The organism is Marinomonas gallaica, from assembly GCF_049821165.1.
In the GTDB taxonomy this organism is placed as follows: domain Bacteria; phylum Pseudomonadota; class Gammaproteobacteria; order Pseudomonadales; family Marinomonadaceae; genus Marinomonas; species Marinomonas gallaica.
The window spans coordinates 1,704,025-1,719,614 of record NZ_CP187511.1; the positions used below are offsets into that span (position 1 = coordinate 1,704,025).

15 protein-coding genes and 2 tRNA genes are annotated in these 15,590 nt (G+C 43.7%); 13 read left to right on the forward strand and 4 right to left on the reverse strand.

Translation table 11 applies throughout. The annotated features are described in order from the left end of the window. Positions 1–2: 2 nt before the first annotated feature. From ACPUEK_RS07965 to ACPUEK_RS07985, 5 genes are all read left to right on the forward strand, one after another. Positions 3–953, forward strand: a complete 951-nt coding sequence (locus tag ACPUEK_RS07965) for a 2-hydroxyacid dehydrogenase (protein ID WP_425642868.1) — start codon at positions 3–5, stop codon at positions 951–953. A gap of 34 nt (positions 954–987) precedes the next feature. Continuing rightward, positions 988–1,335: a 5-carboxymethyl-2-hydroxymuconate Delta-isomerase gene (locus ACPUEK_RS07970; RefSeq protein WP_067215002.1), complete on the forward strand. Its 348-nt coding sequence runs from the start codon at positions 988–990 to the stop codon at positions 1,333–1,335. A 43-nt stretch (positions 1,336–1,378) separates the two neighbouring features. After that, positions 1,379–2,338 (forward strand): phospholipase A, encoded by a 960-nt coding sequence (locus tag ACPUEK_RS07975; protein ID WP_425642869.1) that lies wholly within the window; start codon positions 1,379–1,381, stop codon positions 2,336–2,338. Between the two features lie 145 nt (positions 2,339–2,483). Continuing rightward, positions 2,484–2,999 carry a phosphatase PAP2 family protein gene (locus tag ACPUEK_RS07980; RefSeq protein WP_425642870.1) on the forward strand — a complete coding sequence of 172 codons (516 nt, stop codon included), beginning with the start codon at positions 2,484–2,486 and terminating at the stop codon, positions 2,997–2,999. After that, positions 2,996–4,075 (forward strand): MJ1255/VC2487 family glycosyltransferase, encoded by a 1,080-nt coding sequence (locus ACPUEK_RS07985; RefSeq protein ID WP_067214993.1) that lies wholly within the window; start codon positions 2,996–2,998, stop codon positions 4,073–4,075. Before ACPUEK_RS07980 ends, ACPUEK_RS07985 begins: the two co-directional genes overlap by 4 nt. A 69-nt stretch (positions 4,076–4,144) precedes the next feature. On the opposite strand, the gene ACPUEK_RS07990 is transcribed toward ACPUEK_RS07985, so the two are convergent. Continuing rightward, entirely contained in the window at positions 4,145–5,041 is an 897-nt protein-coding gene (locus ACPUEK_RS07990) for a dienelactone hydrolase family protein (protein ID WP_156489004.1), read from the reverse strand. Between the two features lie 198 nt (positions 5,042–5,239). Here ACPUEK_RS07990 and ACPUEK_RS07995 point away from each other — a divergent pair, with 198 nt between their 5' ends. Together ACPUEK_RS07995 and folE are read left to right on the forward strand one after the other, a co-directional pair. Beyond that, positions 5,240–5,587 (forward strand): SDR family oxidoreductase, encoded by a 348-nt coding sequence (locus tag ACPUEK_RS07995; RefSeq protein ID WP_425642871.1) that lies wholly within the window; start codon positions 5,240–5,242, stop codon positions 5,585–5,587. Between the two features lie 47 nt (positions 5,588–5,634). Then, the gene (folE, locus tag ACPUEK_RS08000) at positions 5,635–6,318 is read left to right on the forward strand and encodes a GTP cyclohydrolase I FolE (RefSeq protein WP_067034698.1); all 684 of its coding nucleotides are present in this window, start codon (positions 5,635–5,637) and stop codon (positions 6,316–6,318) included. 82 nt (positions 6,319–6,400) lie between these two features. On the opposite strand, the gene ACPUEK_RS08005 is transcribed toward folE, so the two are convergent. Further along, positions 6,401–7,285 (reverse strand): carboxylate/amino acid/amine transporter, encoded by an 885-nt coding sequence (locus tag ACPUEK_RS08005; protein WP_067214986.1) that lies wholly within the window; start codon positions 7,283–7,285, stop codon positions 6,401–6,403. Between the two features lie 191 nt (positions 7,286–7,476). On the opposite strand from ACPUEK_RS08005, the gene ACPUEK_RS08010 reads away from it, so the two are divergent. Both ACPUEK_RS08010 and ACPUEK_RS08015 read left to right on the forward strand, forming a co-directional pair. Beyond that, positions 7,477–7,561: transfer RNA gene (locus tag ACPUEK_RS08010), tRNA-Leu, on the forward strand. Between the two features lie 163 nt (positions 7,562–7,724). Beyond that, positions 7,725–7,809: transfer RNA gene (locus tag ACPUEK_RS08015), tRNA-Leu, on the forward strand. A 116-nt stretch (positions 7,810–7,925) separates the two neighbouring features. Here the strand turns inward: ACPUEK_RS08015 and ACPUEK_RS08020 are convergent. Beyond that, positions 7,926–9,164: an MFS transporter gene (locus ACPUEK_RS08020; RefSeq protein WP_425642872.1), complete on the reverse strand. Its 1,239-nt coding sequence runs from the start codon at positions 9,162–9,164 to the stop codon at positions 7,926–7,928. 113 nt (positions 9,165–9,277) lie between these two features. Then, on the reverse strand, positions 9,278–10,186 hold the full coding sequence (locus ACPUEK_RS08025) for an AraC family transcriptional regulator (protein ID WP_067214981.1): 909 nt from the start codon (positions 10,184–10,186) through the stop codon (positions 9,278–9,280). Between the two features lie 202 nt (positions 10,187–10,388). On the opposite strand from ACPUEK_RS08025, the gene exaC reads away from it, so the two are divergent. From exaC to ACPUEK_RS08045, 4 genes are all read left to right on the forward strand, one after another. Then, positions 10,389–11,906, forward strand: a complete 1,518-nt coding sequence (gene exaC / locus ACPUEK_RS08030) for an acetaldehyde dehydrogenase ExaC (RefSeq protein WP_067214978.1) — start codon at positions 10,389–10,391, stop codon at positions 11,904–11,906. A 365-nt stretch (positions 11,907–12,271) separates the two neighbouring features. Beyond that, positions 12,272–13,840, forward strand: coding sequence for an inorganic phosphate transporter (locus ACPUEK_RS08035; protein ID WP_067214976.1), 1,569 nt, complete (start codon positions 12,272–12,274; stop codon positions 13,838–13,840). Between the two features lie 101 nt (positions 13,841–13,941). Further along, on the forward strand, positions 13,942–14,640 hold the full coding sequence (locus tag ACPUEK_RS08040; RefSeq protein WP_067034675.1) for a hypothetical protein: 699 nt from the start codon (positions 13,942–13,944) through the stop codon (positions 14,638–14,640). A gap of 67 nt (positions 14,641–14,707) precedes the next feature. Continuing rightward, on the forward strand, positions 14,708–15,496 hold the full coding sequence (locus tag ACPUEK_RS08045) for a hypothetical protein (protein WP_425642873.1): 789 nt from the start codon (positions 14,708–14,710) through the stop codon (positions 15,494–15,496). Positions 15,497–15,590: the final 94 nt, after the last annotated feature.

The following is a 15,590-nucleotide window of genomic DNA, read 5'->3' on the forward strand; positions in this document are numbered from 1 at the left end:
GCATGATAACAACCCCTACTATTCCTTTCGTAAGTACGATGAACGAATCCGATGAGAATGTTTGGTTACAAGCTTTATCTAAGTTAATGCCTGATGAGACGATTCTTCCTTTACGAATGCTTAACGATCAAGCACGTCAATTAGTCGACATTGCCATAGTTGCGAATCCAGACCCAGAAGAGTTGCAAACACTGCCGAATCTGGTCTGGGTTCACAGTGTGTGGGCGGGAGTTGAAAAAATACTCCAAAGCCCAGTGACTCATAATTTTAGTATTGTTCGGTTAGTTGACCCTAAACTTAGTCAGACGATGGCTGAAGCTGTATTAGCATGGACATTATACCTACATCGAGATATGCCAGAATACGCTGCGCAGCAAGCAAAAGCAGTTTGGCAGCCATTGCCTTATATTTCTGCTAGTGAACGAACGGTTGGCGTGCTTGGCCTAGGTGAGTTAGGTAAAGAGGCTGCATTGTTGTTAGCGAAGCTCGGTTTTAATGTGATTGCTTGGAGCCGAAGTCAGAAAACGATTGACCAGATTGAAACGTTTTCAACGAGTGAAGGTCTTGATAGGGTATTAGGGCGAAGCGATATCTTAATCTGTTTATTGCCTCACACCCCGGCCACAGAAAATCTTTTAAGCTTCGAGAACTTAAGCAAATTAAAGCCAGGGGCAAAACTGATTAATTTTGCGCGAGGACGAATCATTGATGATGAAGCTTTGCTTTATGACCTCAATCGTGGGCATATTCAGCATGCTGTATTAGATGTATTTGCCTACGAACCTTTGCCCGTTTCGCATACATTTTGGACTCATCCTAAAGTCACCGTTCTGCCTCATATATCGGCCCCTACGACAGTGCAAAGTGCAAGTGAAATAGTGGCTCAAAATGTTCGTAACTACCGCCATTTGCGGGTTTTACCTGACACGGTGAATACCCAGCTTGGGTACTAATACTTTCGTTATAAAACAATAAAAGGAAGTCACTATGCCGCATTGTATTATTGAGTACAGCCAAAATCTTGAGCAAGAAGTGCCACCACTAGATTGGATGGAGGCGGTTCAGCAAGCTTGTCTTGAGTCGAACTTATTTGAAGCGAATGATATTAAACTGCGCGCTTTTGCCTGTAAGCATTTTATAACGGGTGGAGTTCAGGATGCCTTTGTGCATGTAACAATCCGACTGTTGCCTGGGCGAACATCGCAACAGAAATCTCAACTTTCACAGTCTGTCCTTGATGCTTTGTGCCGCTTTGCCGTGAAACAGGTTAGCCTGTCAGTAGAGATATGTGAAATGGTGCAAGACAGTTACATCCGCAAAGTCTTTTCTAGTTAATTACCCTTTATTAAATAAACATTTCAATAGGCAGGATCAGGTCATGAATTGGCGAAAGGTAAGTATGCTCTTAATCAGCTTAGGGGTTTTCTCTAGTGCTTGGGCAGTAGATCAACCGTCAATAGACGATTCTAGTACAACGCAAAAAACGAAATCATCGATGGAACCTGATGTGCCTGAGCCAATTGCTGAGCGCGCTAGAAAAGCCAATGGCATGATTGAGCAGCGTGTTCAGCGAGAAGAAAGAACCTCCAATGAACCTTTTGTTTTAACGCCTCACCGTCCTAATTATTTTCTGCCTGTTTATTACAGACAAAAGACAGGGGATCGCGGCACATATAACAGTATTGAGTCCAATGAATTACAGGATGTAGAGTTTAAGTTCCAATTGAGTTTTAAATTTCCGGTTGCAAAAGGGGTACTGGGTCGAGACTCTAAACTGTGGTTTGCTTACACGCAGCAGTCTTATTGGCAAGCCTACAATAGTGAAATATCTGCCCCATTTCGAGATACAAATTACGAACCGGAGGCCTTCATTACCACGGAGCCCAATTTTTCTTTTTGGGGGACTGAGCTAAAACACATTAATTACGGCATCAATCATCAATCTAATGGTCGTGCTGATCCTCTGTCTAGATCATGGAATCGAGTGTACGCGGATTTTATATTTGAACGTAATAACACGGTTGTGTCGTTCAAACCTTGGTATCGCATTCCTGAATCCGATGAGGACGATGACAACCCAGATATTGATGACTACATGGGAAATGGCGAGTTGACCATTGTGCATGTGGACAATGATGTGACATACGATTTGGTACTGCGCAACAATCTTAATTTTTCCGACAATCGTGGAGCAGTGCAGCTGGGCGTGAGTTTTCCAATGTGGGGCAAGGCGCGCGGTTACGCGCAATATTTCGAAGGGTATGGGCAGTCATTATTAGACTATGATAACTACACGCGCTCATTCGGTTTAGGAATTATGTTGTCGAACTGGTTATAGTTGTTTTAATAAGTAGAACATCATATTTGTATTACACGCTCCTTCGGGAGCGTTTTTTGTCATAAAAGCATCATCCTCCTGCCACGAAAATGACACCCAAACTTTCTATGTTGTAAGTATAGAAGACGTGTAGAGGCGGGGGGTTATGAACATACTGAACAGCATTCACAACATGGACGTATCGACGTTTTATTGGCTGATGGCACGTAAGCATCGCCAAATTATGACACGAGCAAGTCGTGTTGTTTCAATGTCTGCTGATGGGCCTTTGTACGTCTTATTAGCCATCTCAATGTGGTCTATGGGGTATTCTCAATGTGCTTTGATCGTTGCTGTAGGTTTCACAATTGAGCGCATACTGTATCTGCTTCTGAAAAAGAGTTTTAAACGAAACCGTCCCGCCGACATTCTGGATGACTTTACGAGCTTTATCCGTCCTTCTGATCAATTTTCCTTTCCATCCGGACATACTTCAGGTGCCTTTTTTATGGCGTACTGCTTGAGTGAATGGGTTCCTGAATTTTATATGAGCTTTTACAGCTGGTCTGCCATGGTGGCTATGTCTCGAATCTTTTTAGGCGTGCACTTTCCAACGGATACGGCAATGGGGGCTTTGTTGGGAACAACATGTGCCATGGTGACATTTGAGGCTTTAGCATGAAAATTCTATATGGGGTACAGGGCACCGGAAATGGTCACATTACCCGTGCCCGAGCAATGAGTGTTGAGTTCGAGCGACTCGGTATCAAAGTGGATTATGTCTTTTCAGGAAGAGATAGAAGTGACTATTTTGATATGCAATGTTTTGGTGAGTTTCGTGCGTTTAGTGGATTATCGTTTGTTGCTAAAGATGGCAAGGTGAACTTGTTGGCAACGTATCGAAAAGCTCAGATAGTTCAATTATTTCGCGATATTCGTGCATTAGACTTGTCCTCTTATGATCTTGTCCTAACGGATTTTGAGCCGATTACCGCGTGGGCGGCCAAGCGACAAGGCAAACACTGTATTGGTGTTGGTCATCAATATGCCTTTCAACATGATATTCCTAAGTTTAAAGGGGATGTGCTTGGTGCCTGGGTAATGTCCAATTTTGCACCAGTAGCGCAAGGTATCGGGGTACATTGGCATCATTTTGATAAGCCTATTTTGCCGCCTATTATTCAGCATTCTAGTCAATATTCGATGAACTCTGCTGCAGACAATAACGTATTGGTATATCTACCGTTTGAAAACAGTGAAGAGGTTATGGAGTGCTTGGAAAGTGTCACGTCACACCGTTTCAGAATGCATTGCAAAGACATTGATCCAGGTGTTTACGGAAATATCGAAGTCTTTCCCTTTAGCCGAGAGGGATTCCAGAAAAACTTAAGAGAATGTGAATCTGTACTTTGCAACGCAGGATTTGAATTAAACTCTGAAGCGCTGCATTTGGGGCGACGAATTATGGTGAAACCCTTACAAGGTCAGGTGGAGCAACTGTCTAATGTCGTAGCATTGGAGCGTTTAAGGTTTGCGAGTTCGACGAGTGCTTTATCGTCAGATGTGATTCGTGATTGGCTTGATAATGCCAAAGTCGTCAGAGTTGCCTACCCGAATGTTGCTCGTGGTATTGCTGAGTGGGTCGCTGCTGGCGCAAAAACGCCGATCGAAGAACTGAGTACGGCGATGTGGCAGCATGTTCTGCCAAGTAATGGCGTGTATTTTTGCAAAAATGACATCATGCCTGCAGCAATATAATAAACGTAAGCGATGCGTCATAAACAAAGGCCTTCCAAAAAGGCCTTTGTTATTTTTAGATGAGGGTTGTTAGGTTAGTTGAAGCTTGAAAAAATCGACAGTGCGCTGCCATGCCAGTTCGGCGCTGTCTTCATCGTACCGAGCAGTGGAATCATTATGAAAACCATGATTAACCCGTTCGTACATATGCGCCTGATAATCCACTCCCATGGTTTTTAAAGCACTTTCGTAATCGGGCCATGTTGCATTGACCCGTTGATCGAGTTCGGCGAAGTGTAGCAAGAGAGGACCTTTTAAATTTTGTAAGTCAGTCGTTGGCGGTGTGCCGTAAAATGGGACAGCAGCATCAATCATATTAGGCCAAGAAGCGGCTAATTGGTTGGAAACATAACCCCCAAAGCAAAAACCAACAATGCCAAGTTTATTGGTCGTGATGGAAGATGATTTAAGGTACGTGGCCGCATCACTGAAATCTCCTAGAATCTTGTCTCGGTCCAAGGTCTTTTGCATTGCTCGGCCTTCATCATCATTGCCTGGATAGCCTCCCAATGGAAACAACGCATCAGGTGCGAAGGCGACGAATCCGTCTTTAGCAAGACGTCTAGCGACGTCCTCTATGTAGGGATTTAAGCCCCGATTTTCATGGACCACAATGACGCCTGGGGCTGGGTTATCGTTGCTTACACCAACGGGGGTTACTAGATAGCCGCGCGCTTTGCCATGTCCATTGGGTGCATCAATTTCAACATAACGAGCTGAAATCTGTGGGTCATTAAATGAGACTTGTTCTGCTAAAGCGTAATTCGGTAGTAAAGCAGCTGATACTGCCGATGCTGTAATTCCTGCTGCGCCTAGCGTTGATAAACGGCGAATAAAAGTACGGCGGTCGATATCACCGTGAGCGTACTCGTCATACCAATCAAATGCCGCTTGGGGGATGCTAGGTAGCTTTTCTTGTGAACTCATAGTGCGCTCCATCGTTAAGAGTAGGCATGGGTTAAGGATCTATAAAAGTTAGACTACTTTTGCGAATCAACCTAAATTTGATTGCGTTATCAAATGAAAAAAATGGCTTGATGTATGATTGAAGCTTAAAAGTATTACGCAATCGTAATAAGTGTGTTAGAGCAGGAATTTACTCATTAACGCTGCCAAAATGGCAGAATGAGCAAATATATATATTTAACCGACTATGTGGCGGGAAAAGGCAGTGATAAGCATATTGCGTGCGCTGCTAGCAAAGCGCGCCTAGCTAATTTAAGTTTATCCTTCTCTCGCCAGTTGGCAACCAATGTAAAAGTTAATGCAATTGCACCATCACTTTTGATGTTTCAGGAAGGCGACAATAAGGAATATCAGCAGAAAGCATTAAAAAAATCGTTATTATGCCTAGAACCAGGTGAACAGGAAGGGGTTGCAGCGGTACAATACCTCCTAAGTAGTCGTTACATGACCAAGCGTACATTGGCTTTTGGCGGAGGTCGTCATTTGGCTTTACTAAGCAAGCTATGACGCTCTAGGCATCATGAATCAACGAATTAGCGAGACAAGGTATTGATATGACAACTGCAATGGCAGAAACCAATAAAGTTAGCACTATTGCGCTTTCCGAAGAAGCGAGTCGTGTTCGTGATGCGCTCATCAAGCATGGCCTTGAAACGCCAATGATAGACAACGGGTTTACAACAGAAGAAAAGTATCAGCGTATCAAATCTGCGTTTGAAGATGTTGTCTACACATTAGGCTTGGATCTAACGGATGACAGTCTGTCAGAGACTCCGCACCGAATCGCAAAAATGTATGTGAAAGAGATTTTCTCTGGGCTTGATTACGGCCAATTTCCAAAAATCACTGTCATTGAAAATAAAATGAAAGTGGACGAGATGGTTAAGGTCAGTGATATCTCGTTTACCAGTACTTGCGAGCATCATTTTGTCACCATCGATGGCTTAGCAAAAGTGGCGTATTTACCGAAGAACAAAATCATTGGTTTATCAAAGATCAACCGAATCGTGCGTTTCTTTGGTCAGCGTCCACAGGTACAAGAGCGACTTACTCAACAGATTCTGGTGACTTTGCAAGCATTGCTTGAAACAGACAATGTGGCGGTAAGCATTAACGCGACGCATTATTGTGTCAAAGCGCGTGGCGTGATGGATGCCAGCTCATCGACTCAAACTACGGCCCTAGGTGGTCTGTTCAAACGTAGCGATAAAACGCGTAGTGAATTTCTAGCGAATTAAATCATTCGATGCGCTCAGTACATTAAAAAAGGGAATCATTCGATTCCCTTTTTTAATGTACTGAGCTGATCTAAACCCTAGCTTACGCCTTAGCGGTGGTTAGCTTTGCTCGTTCGTTTTTTTTGATAAACCACTCGTTGAGATAAAGTGCGAACAAAATGATGCCGCCGCCAATGGCTAAACGAACGATATCGGCATCACGATTCCAAAATAAAACGTTTACCAAGATTCCCGCAGGTATCAGCAGATTGTTTGCAACTGCTAGGGCGCCTACGTTGACCAACGTGGCGCCTTTGTTCCAAGCGAAATAGCCTACTCCTGATGCGATCACACCGAGATACACTAAAATCCCCCATTGAAGGTTTGTAGTTGGTAGCTTATCGGTATTACCGAGTAATAAGAAGCACGGTACAACAACAATAAATGCGCCAATAAAAAACCATCCAAACAGCGTTAATTGTGGAAGCTCTGTTTTGGTATTCGCCATAAGACGTTTGTACGCAACCTGTCCTAAACCAAAACATAGGTTAGCGCCCTGAACGAGTAAGAAACCTTGGATAAAGCCTTCATCAATGCCTTGATAGCGGATACTGATGGCTCCGGCGACAGCAATGATGGCGCTGATAATGTAAGTGGGGTGAAAGCGGCGCTCGAGAATATCGTTGATCAAAGCGATATAAATAGGTGTCATCACCGTAAATAGAAGCACCTCTGGCACCGAAAGATGCAAGAATGATTGGTAATACAGGCCATACATTACGCCTAGCTGGCAAGCACCTATCGCCATAAGTTTCAAAGCCAGTGGCTTAGGGGTTTGGCGAAGCTTAATGAAAGGCAAGAATACGAGCATGGCAAGTGTTATGCGCATTAAAACAGAAAACCAAGCATCTACTTGCCCCGCAAGATAAACACCGATCAGGCTGAATGAAAATGCCCATAGGCCAGTCATGGCCAATAAGATCCACATAAGATAACTCTCCGAAATTGACGCGGGCATTATAAAGACGACACGTGAAATTGTCAGTAAACTTATCAGTAAAGTGTGGTTTACTAATGTATTTTATATAGTCTATTTAGAGGTTTGACGCTTAGTGGTTAAAGAATGAAATAAAAAGCTTGACCTGTATAAGCGTTTCTCTATAATACGCCACATTCCTTGCGGGAGTGGTGGAATTGGTAGACACGCTGGATTTAGGTTCCAGTGCTTCACGGCGTGAGAGTTCGAGTCTCTCCTTCCGCACCAAATTTAAAAAAGCCGATCTAAATAGATCGGCTTTTTTATTGCCTAAAATAAATGGTTGATACATAAAGCATTTATTTATATTAAGTCGAGTCGCTTTTTTTATAAAAGCGCTAAAAAATACTTGACCTTAAAATGCGTATCCCTATAATACGCCTCATTCCTTGCGGGAGTGGTGGAATTGGTAGACACGCTGGATTTAGGTTCCAGTGCTTCACGGCGTGAGAGTTCGAGTCTCTCCTTCCGCACCAAATTTAAAAAAGCCGATCTATTTAGATCGGCTTTTTTTTTGCCTGAAATTTATGCCCACCTATACATTTTGTGTGAATGTTGCGCTCATCTTAGTCAATACGCCGATATATGATCTCTATGCTGGTTTTGTGGGTTCATTATCATTCTCTAGAGCGTTGCGGTGGAATAGGCTGGGAAATAAGTACACCCATATACCGACTACAGCGATCGTGCCAAAGCCTCCAAGCACAATGGCTGGTACAGTGCCAAATAACGCCGCCGTTGCACCCGATTCAAATTCCCCAAGCTGATTTGAGCTGCCAATGAAGATTGAATTGGCGGCACTGACTCGTCCTCGCATATCATCCGGTGTTTCCAATTGAACTAAGGTTGAGCGAATGACTACGCTGATCATATCTGAGGCGCCCAATACAAACAGTGCTGACATAGATAGAAGTAAATGTTCCGATAACCCAAATACAATGGTGGCTAAGCCAAATAGGGCGATGGCGGCGTACATGATTTTTCCAACACTGTGGGTTAAAGGATGTCGAGCCAAATAGACAGACATTAATAGTGCGCCCACTGCTGGCGCACAACGTAGTAAGCCAAGCCCCCAAGGACCCGTTTGCAAAATGTCTTTTGCGACAATAGGGAGTAGGGCTGTTGCGCCGCCCAATAACACCGCAAACATGTCCAGAGATACGGATCCAAGAATCAGTTTGTTATTTTTAATATAGCGTAATCCACCAAATAAATGATGCAGGTTCACGGGCTGTTTTCCTTTGGATACATAGTTGTAATGTAAGAAAAACAAAATACAGCAAGACACTAAAAAACAAGCCATGCTAGTAAAATAGAGTGTAGGTGCGCCCAGTAAATAGATGACACCACCTAAAGCAGGCCCTGCAATCACGGATATTTCGCGGGCTGAAGCGATAGCGCTTACGGCTTTAGAAAGTAGTTCTGGGGGGACAAGGTTAGGTAAAATAGCTTGTCCTGCAGGCATTTCAAAAGCACGCGCAGTGCCTAGCATAACCGCGCAGGTATAGATCATGTTTGCTGATACTGTGTCTGATATGTTTCCGTAGGCCAATATGCCAACGGTTGCAGCCATGGCTAAACGAGTACAAACACAGATAAGACGACGGTTATATCGATCTGCTATATGTCCAACCACAAGCGTCAGCATAAGCTGTGGTAAAAATTGAAATAGCCCTACTAAACCAAGTGCCATCGCACTACCGGTTAAATCGTAGACTTGCCAGCCAATGCCGACAGCAAGCATCTGAAATGCGAAAGAAGAGGCGATTTGCCCAGTCCAAAAATGTATAAAATTAGGCTGGCTGAGCAGCGAATCAGGTAAGGATGGCATGGAGATCCCTTATATCACCATAAACAGTAGAATGAAGTTAATAGTATCAACTAACGTCAGGGAAAACGAAGGGAGCTTTTGGATACTCCCTTATAATCACTATAAAAGAGGGGCTAGTGTTGCAGGTTGAGTTGACTCTGGATTTGGCGTGGCGATACACCGAAATGTTGATGGAAGCGACGACTGAAGTGGCTCAAACTTTGATAGCCTAGCTCCATACTGACCTCTGTTACAGAACGTTTTTGTTTTAAAAACTCCAAGGCAACGCTCATGCGCCGTTGATGCTGATATTCGTTAGGCGTGCACCCAAGGTGACGTTTGAATTCTTGATAAAAGCGGCTTCGGCTCATACAGGAGAGCTTACTTAACTGATCAATGTCCAACGGCATAGCTAAGTTTGATTCAATAAAGCTTAACGCATTTGTTAAGCCGTTGGCATCGGGCATTAGCTTAGTGAATTGTAGTAAGGCTTCACGGCCATGATGACGCAAAATACGAGTGACCAGTTCGCTGACCCCAAAATCGACCAACAAATCGCGGTCAGGGTCATTTTGTACAAAGTCGCTTACTAGGCGATCCAGTACCTGTTGCGTGCCTTGTGTGTGTAGTGCGTGCAGTGGTTTATTTGGATTGATTAGCGACAAACCATTCATGTTAGTCACATCATTCATGCGATCGCATATTTGTGCAATGCGCTCTTGAGATATTTCAACGGTTAAGCAGGTTGTGGGTCGATCTAGTGACGCTTCCGGAAAATCGATAAAGACTTCTTCTTTAGGTGCGAGAATAAAGGATTCATGCGGTAGAAAGGGAATGTTTTCTTCACTTTTGGTATGCATTACTTTGGCGCCAGTGACCATGCCGCAATAGAGTAGTGAATCCGATTTCAAGCTAACTCGCTCTGCTTGTTCATAAGTATCATAGATGCTGAGTTCGGCGTGTGGGCCAGCAAAACAAACGCGGTTTTCTACAAGCTTTGTGGGCTGTCGCAGCGTCCCAAGGCTCGCAATTTGATGAGTCATACACACCTCTTTAATTGTTGTTTGATGGTAGTGCTGAGTAAGGGTTGTTTAATGATTAACCTAAATTATAGAGTACGGTCAACGTTTATGGACTGCTAGACAAGTTTTTTAGACTGTCAGACAAGAAACTTCCAAAACATAGGTCTACATTGAATGCATAGTAATTGAATTACTGAAAACAACAATAACCGGAGTAAACAGTATGATCTATGCAAAACCAGGTTCTGAAGGCAGCGTTGTTAGCTTTAATGAGCAGTATGAAAACTTTATCGGTGGCGAATGGGTAGCCCCAGTTAAAGGTGAATACTTTGACAACGTCAGCCCTGTCGATGGTAAACCATTCTGTCGTATTCCTCGATCTACCGAAGAAGATATTAACCTTGCACTTGATGCAGCGCATGCTGCAAAAGAGGCTTGGGGTAAAACATCGGTTCAAGCGCGTTCATTAGTGCTGTTAAAAATCGCTGATCGCATTGAAGCAAATTTAGAAGTTTTGGCAGTCGCGGACACTTGGGATAATGGGAAGTCAGTCCGAGAAACCTTAGCTGCAGATGTACCACTTGCAGCGGATCACTTCCGCTATTTCGCGGGGGCTATTCGTGCTCAAGAAGGCTCCATCGGTGAAATCGACGAGAACACCGTCGCCTACCACTTTCACGAACCACTAGGTGTTGTGGGTCAGATTATCCCGTGGAACTTCCCTTTGCTCATGGCAGCATGGAAATTAGCACCAGCGCTCGCTGCGGGTAACTGTGTGGTGCTAAAACCTGCCGAACAAACACCTGCTTCTATTTTAGTATTAGCTGAATTGATTAGTGACTTGTTACCCGCTGGCGTGCTCAACATAGTCAACGGCTACGGCGCAGAGGCCGGACAAGCGTTGGCAACCAGTAAACGAATCGCCAAAATTGCCTTCACTGGTTCTACCCCCGTTGGCTCACACATCCTAAAATGTGCCGCTGAAAACATTATACCATCCACTGTCGAGTTAGGCGGAAAATCACCTAATGTCTACTTTAGCGACATCATGGACGCTGAAGACGAGTTTGTTAGCAAATGTGTTGAAGGTGCCGTATTGGCGTTCTTTAACCAAGGTGAAGTATGTACCTGTCCGTCGCGTTTGTTGATCCAAGAAGATATGTACGATGATTTTATTAAGCTTGTCATAGACCGCATTGAAAAGATTAAACGTGGGAACCCACTGGATACTGACACCATGGTGGGGGCTCAAGCGTCACAAGAGCAGTTTGAGAAGATCCTAAGTTACCTAAAAATTGGCCGCGATGAGGGGGCTGAGGTACTTGTTGGTGGTGATCAAGAAGTGGTTGAGGGTTTCAATGATGGATTTTACATTAAGCCAACACTGCTCAAAGGCACCAATGACATGCGTGTCTTCCAAGAAGAAATTTTCGGTCCTGTTGTATCCGTGACTACCTTTAAAGATGAAGCTGAAGCGTTAGCGATAGCCAACGATACTGAGTTTGGTCTGGGTGCTGGCGTATGGACCCGTGACACCAATCGCGCTTATCGCATGGGGCGCGGTATTCAGTCCGGCCGAGTGTGGATGAACTGCTACCACCAATACCCAGCACATGCAGCATTTGGTGGTTACAAAAAATCCGGTGTCGGTCGAGAAAACCACAAAATGATGCTTGATCACTATCAGCAAACTAAGAATATGTTAGTAAGCTACGATATTAACCCAATGGGCTTCTTCTAAGTCCCAGTTACTTTTTACCCTGAGAATTGGCCCCCCAATTCTAACTTTTTAGCCCCTTTTGGGGCTTTTTTTTGCCTAAATTTAATAAAATATTCAGAATGGTATTGGTTGTAACATTGCTGTCACATTAAAGTCATATAAATGCAACCGAAATGAAATGTGCGCCAAAAAACCTCTTACTTAAATCATGATTCAGGCTCTATTGGGTTTTTATAAAAATGTTCTAAGTGTAGAATGACGCGCGTTTCAGTTTAATGAATTTTGACGGATTAATTTGAAAGGCTGGTTTGGGCCCTCTAGGAAAAGAGCGGCTAGGTGAAGATTCGCCAACCAGCGTCGTTTAATTTTTTAAGAAGTATCTTTTTATGGATCTTACAGATTACGGCACAAGCTCAAAGACTACCCGTGGCGGTGATATCGTTCGGATTTTGATCGCTCTAGCGTTCGTTGTTTTGTCTGGCTACTATGCGTATACGCATGGAGAGGGCATCTCAAACATTTCTATCTTAGCTATTGCATCCGCTTTTGGCGCTTATATGGCGTTAAATATCGGTGCCAATGACGTAGCGAACAACGTTGGCCCTGCAGTAGGCTCTAAAGCTTTGTCTATGGTTGGAGCGATTCTAATTGCAGCAGTATTTGAAGCGGCGGGGGCAATTGTTGCTGGCGGTAGTGTTGTTGGGACCATTAAAAAAGGCATTATTAACCCTAATGCGATTGCAGATGTAGAAACATTTATCTGGGTTATGATGGCTGCTTTATTGGCTGGCGCAATTTGGTTGAACTTGGCAACGTATCTAGGTGCGCCAGTCTCAACGACTCACTCGATTGTGGGTGGTGTTATGGGAGCGGGTATTGCCGCCGGTGGTTGGGATATCGCCAACTGGGATAAAGTGGGCGCGATTGTTGCTAGTTGGGTGATCTCACCTGCATTGGGTGGCATTATCGCTGCGTCTTTTTTGATCTATATTAAACGATCCGTCATGTACAAGAGTGACAGGATAGAAGCGGCTAAAAAAGTTGTGCCATTTTTGGTTGCTCTAATGGTATGGGCTTTTTCAACGTACCTAGCAATGAAAGGTCTCAAGAAGATCTGGAATCTGGATATTGTTACGGCTTTATTGATAGGCTTAGGTCTGGCGTTAACCGTCTACTTTATTGTTCGCCCTGCAGTCGACCGTGCAGCAAATGCACTTAAGAATGATAAAGACGCGGTCAATAGCTTATTTACTATTCCATTGATTGTTTCTGCTGCACTATTGAGTTTTGCTCACGGCGCCAACGACGTTGCAAACGCAATTGGACCGTTGGCTGCAATCAATGATGCTCTAATGCATGGTGGTGTTTCTGCTAAAGCGTCTATTCCGCTGTGGGTTATGTTGACAGGTGGTTTGGGTATTGCCATTGGTTTAGCATTGTTTGGCCCTAAGCTTATTCGTACTGTGGGTTCAGAGATCACAGAGCTGGATAAGACTCGAGCTTTCTGTGTGGCAATGGCCGCTGCAATTACGGTAATTATCGCTTCTCAGCTTGGCTTACCAGTGAGCTCTACGCACATTGCGGTAGGTGGTATCTTTGGTGTTGGCTTCTTGCGCGAATATTTGAAGCTTTCTTACGAGAAAAAATTGGCTCAAATAGAGAAACACTCGACTAGCTCAGGCCTTGGTGAAGATGAAACGCAGGCATTCGTTGAGCGATTTAAGTTAGCGGATGTGGCGGAAAAACGTGCGATTTTACGTGAAGTCAAGTCTCTTCGTAGCGCTGCGCCAATCTCACGTGATGAGCGTAAGAGTCTTAAGAAAGCAACTAAGAAAGAGTTAGTGAAGCGCTCTGCACTGATACGTATTGCTGCGGCATGGGTTATTACTGTTCCTGCTTCAGGGATACTATCAGCGATTATTTTCTATGCGTTGCTAGGTTTCTCAGTCGCGTAAACCTCATCTTAGTTTTGAATACTTTAAAAACCGATCATGCATAATGGTCGGTTTTTTTATATGCTTAGAGTTTAGACTTTTCTAATCTTCATGGTGATCTCGTGTCGGGCAGCTTTATCGTAACAATTATAATTATCGTGACAGTGGTATTGCTATTGGCGATACTGATTATATCGCTGTTGAGACTCTATAAAGAGCGCCAAGAGAAGCAGCAACGCGAACTAGAACAGCTCAGTAAGCGTAGCTACCGTGTTGCAGACTTATTGAATGTATTACCTGATCGCTATTTACCTCTGACAACGAAAGTTGTCTTGTTGGAATACTTAATTTCAAGTATTCACTTACTTGGCCGACATAAACTGGTAGTAGACTTAGAAAGTGCATTGCCTGGGTATCTGCAGCTTTTAGAAGAACTCAAGCTAGGTCAGCAGGCGTCCATTAATGACAAAGTGCAGACACATGTTCAGTTGTCTCACGTGCAACAAGGGTTGCAATCTGTACCGCTGTTATTAAGAGGGCTGGTTAATAGTGATTTAGTTGATAAAGCAACGGCAAAGGACCAAGTGGCACAGATTCGTTTCTCGTATTGCTTAGCGCATCATGATTTGCTTGTGAAAGAAGCCCAAGCAAGTTTGGAACTTGATAAAAAAGCCAGTGCGCTTGAAAAACTTCGTTTAGCACTTGCTGAGATGGAAAAAGTAGCGACATTTGAGCAGGCAGACCCGGTGCTCAAAAAACTGCAAAACACTATCCAGCGGATTGAAACAGAACTATTTGGAAACAATTCTACAGCCAGTTAAGCCCTTTTTTATTGGGGAAGATTGGTTGATATAACAATAACGTATTAGCGCTTCGGAAAACGAAAATATGACTGCAATTATCGTAACGCTACTGTTGATGGTAATCGGTGGCTTTATTGCGTTTGCTATTTATCTACAATTAAAAGAACAGGCTCGGATTGAGCGGTTGCGTAAAGTCGCGCTGCTTAACAATCAGTTGCGTCAAGTGCGCCGCTATTTAGATGAGTTACCCGCTCAGTATCAACCAAAAGACATGCGTTTATGGTTGTACGCTCGTATGATTGCTATTTGCGACGAGCTATTGGCTGTTCAGCCTGATGAGCCTTTATCACGACGTCGACGTTTTCTTCATGAGGAGATGCAGCAGTTCCAAAGCAGTAAAGAGAAGCGTCGAGCGAAACCGGTTGTTGACGAAATTCAAATAATGGAAATGAAGCGTCTGTTCGAATCATTCCATGGCTATTTGCAGACGGCAAAAACGGCTAAGCAAATTGATGAGGATAGCTTTGCGCGATACGATGAATTACTTCATTGGTTTCGCTACAAAATCAATGCAGATCATCACTCTTACTTGGCTAGGCAGTTTTTCCTTACTCATAAAATGGAAGACGCGATCAGTGAGTATAATGAGGCGATCAATCAGTTAAGGCCCATTGAAGAGAAGACTGAAGCGATTGAATTGATCAATAAGTACCAAGAAACTATCCAAGAAATTCAAGATGATTTAGCTCTGCAGCAGCGTGAAGCCGAAATGGAAGCTTCAACGCTGGAGGACAGTGAGGCGGAAGAAGGTCTTGATGATGAATGGCAAAAATTCATGGAAGACGGTGAATTTAAACGTAAGAAGCACTTCTAAAAGCAAACAGCTTTGTAATTATTTTCACTGGCTTGATGTTGTCAATTCGTATGGCTTCTGGCAATTTAAATGCGGTTATTAATCTAATTCGGTA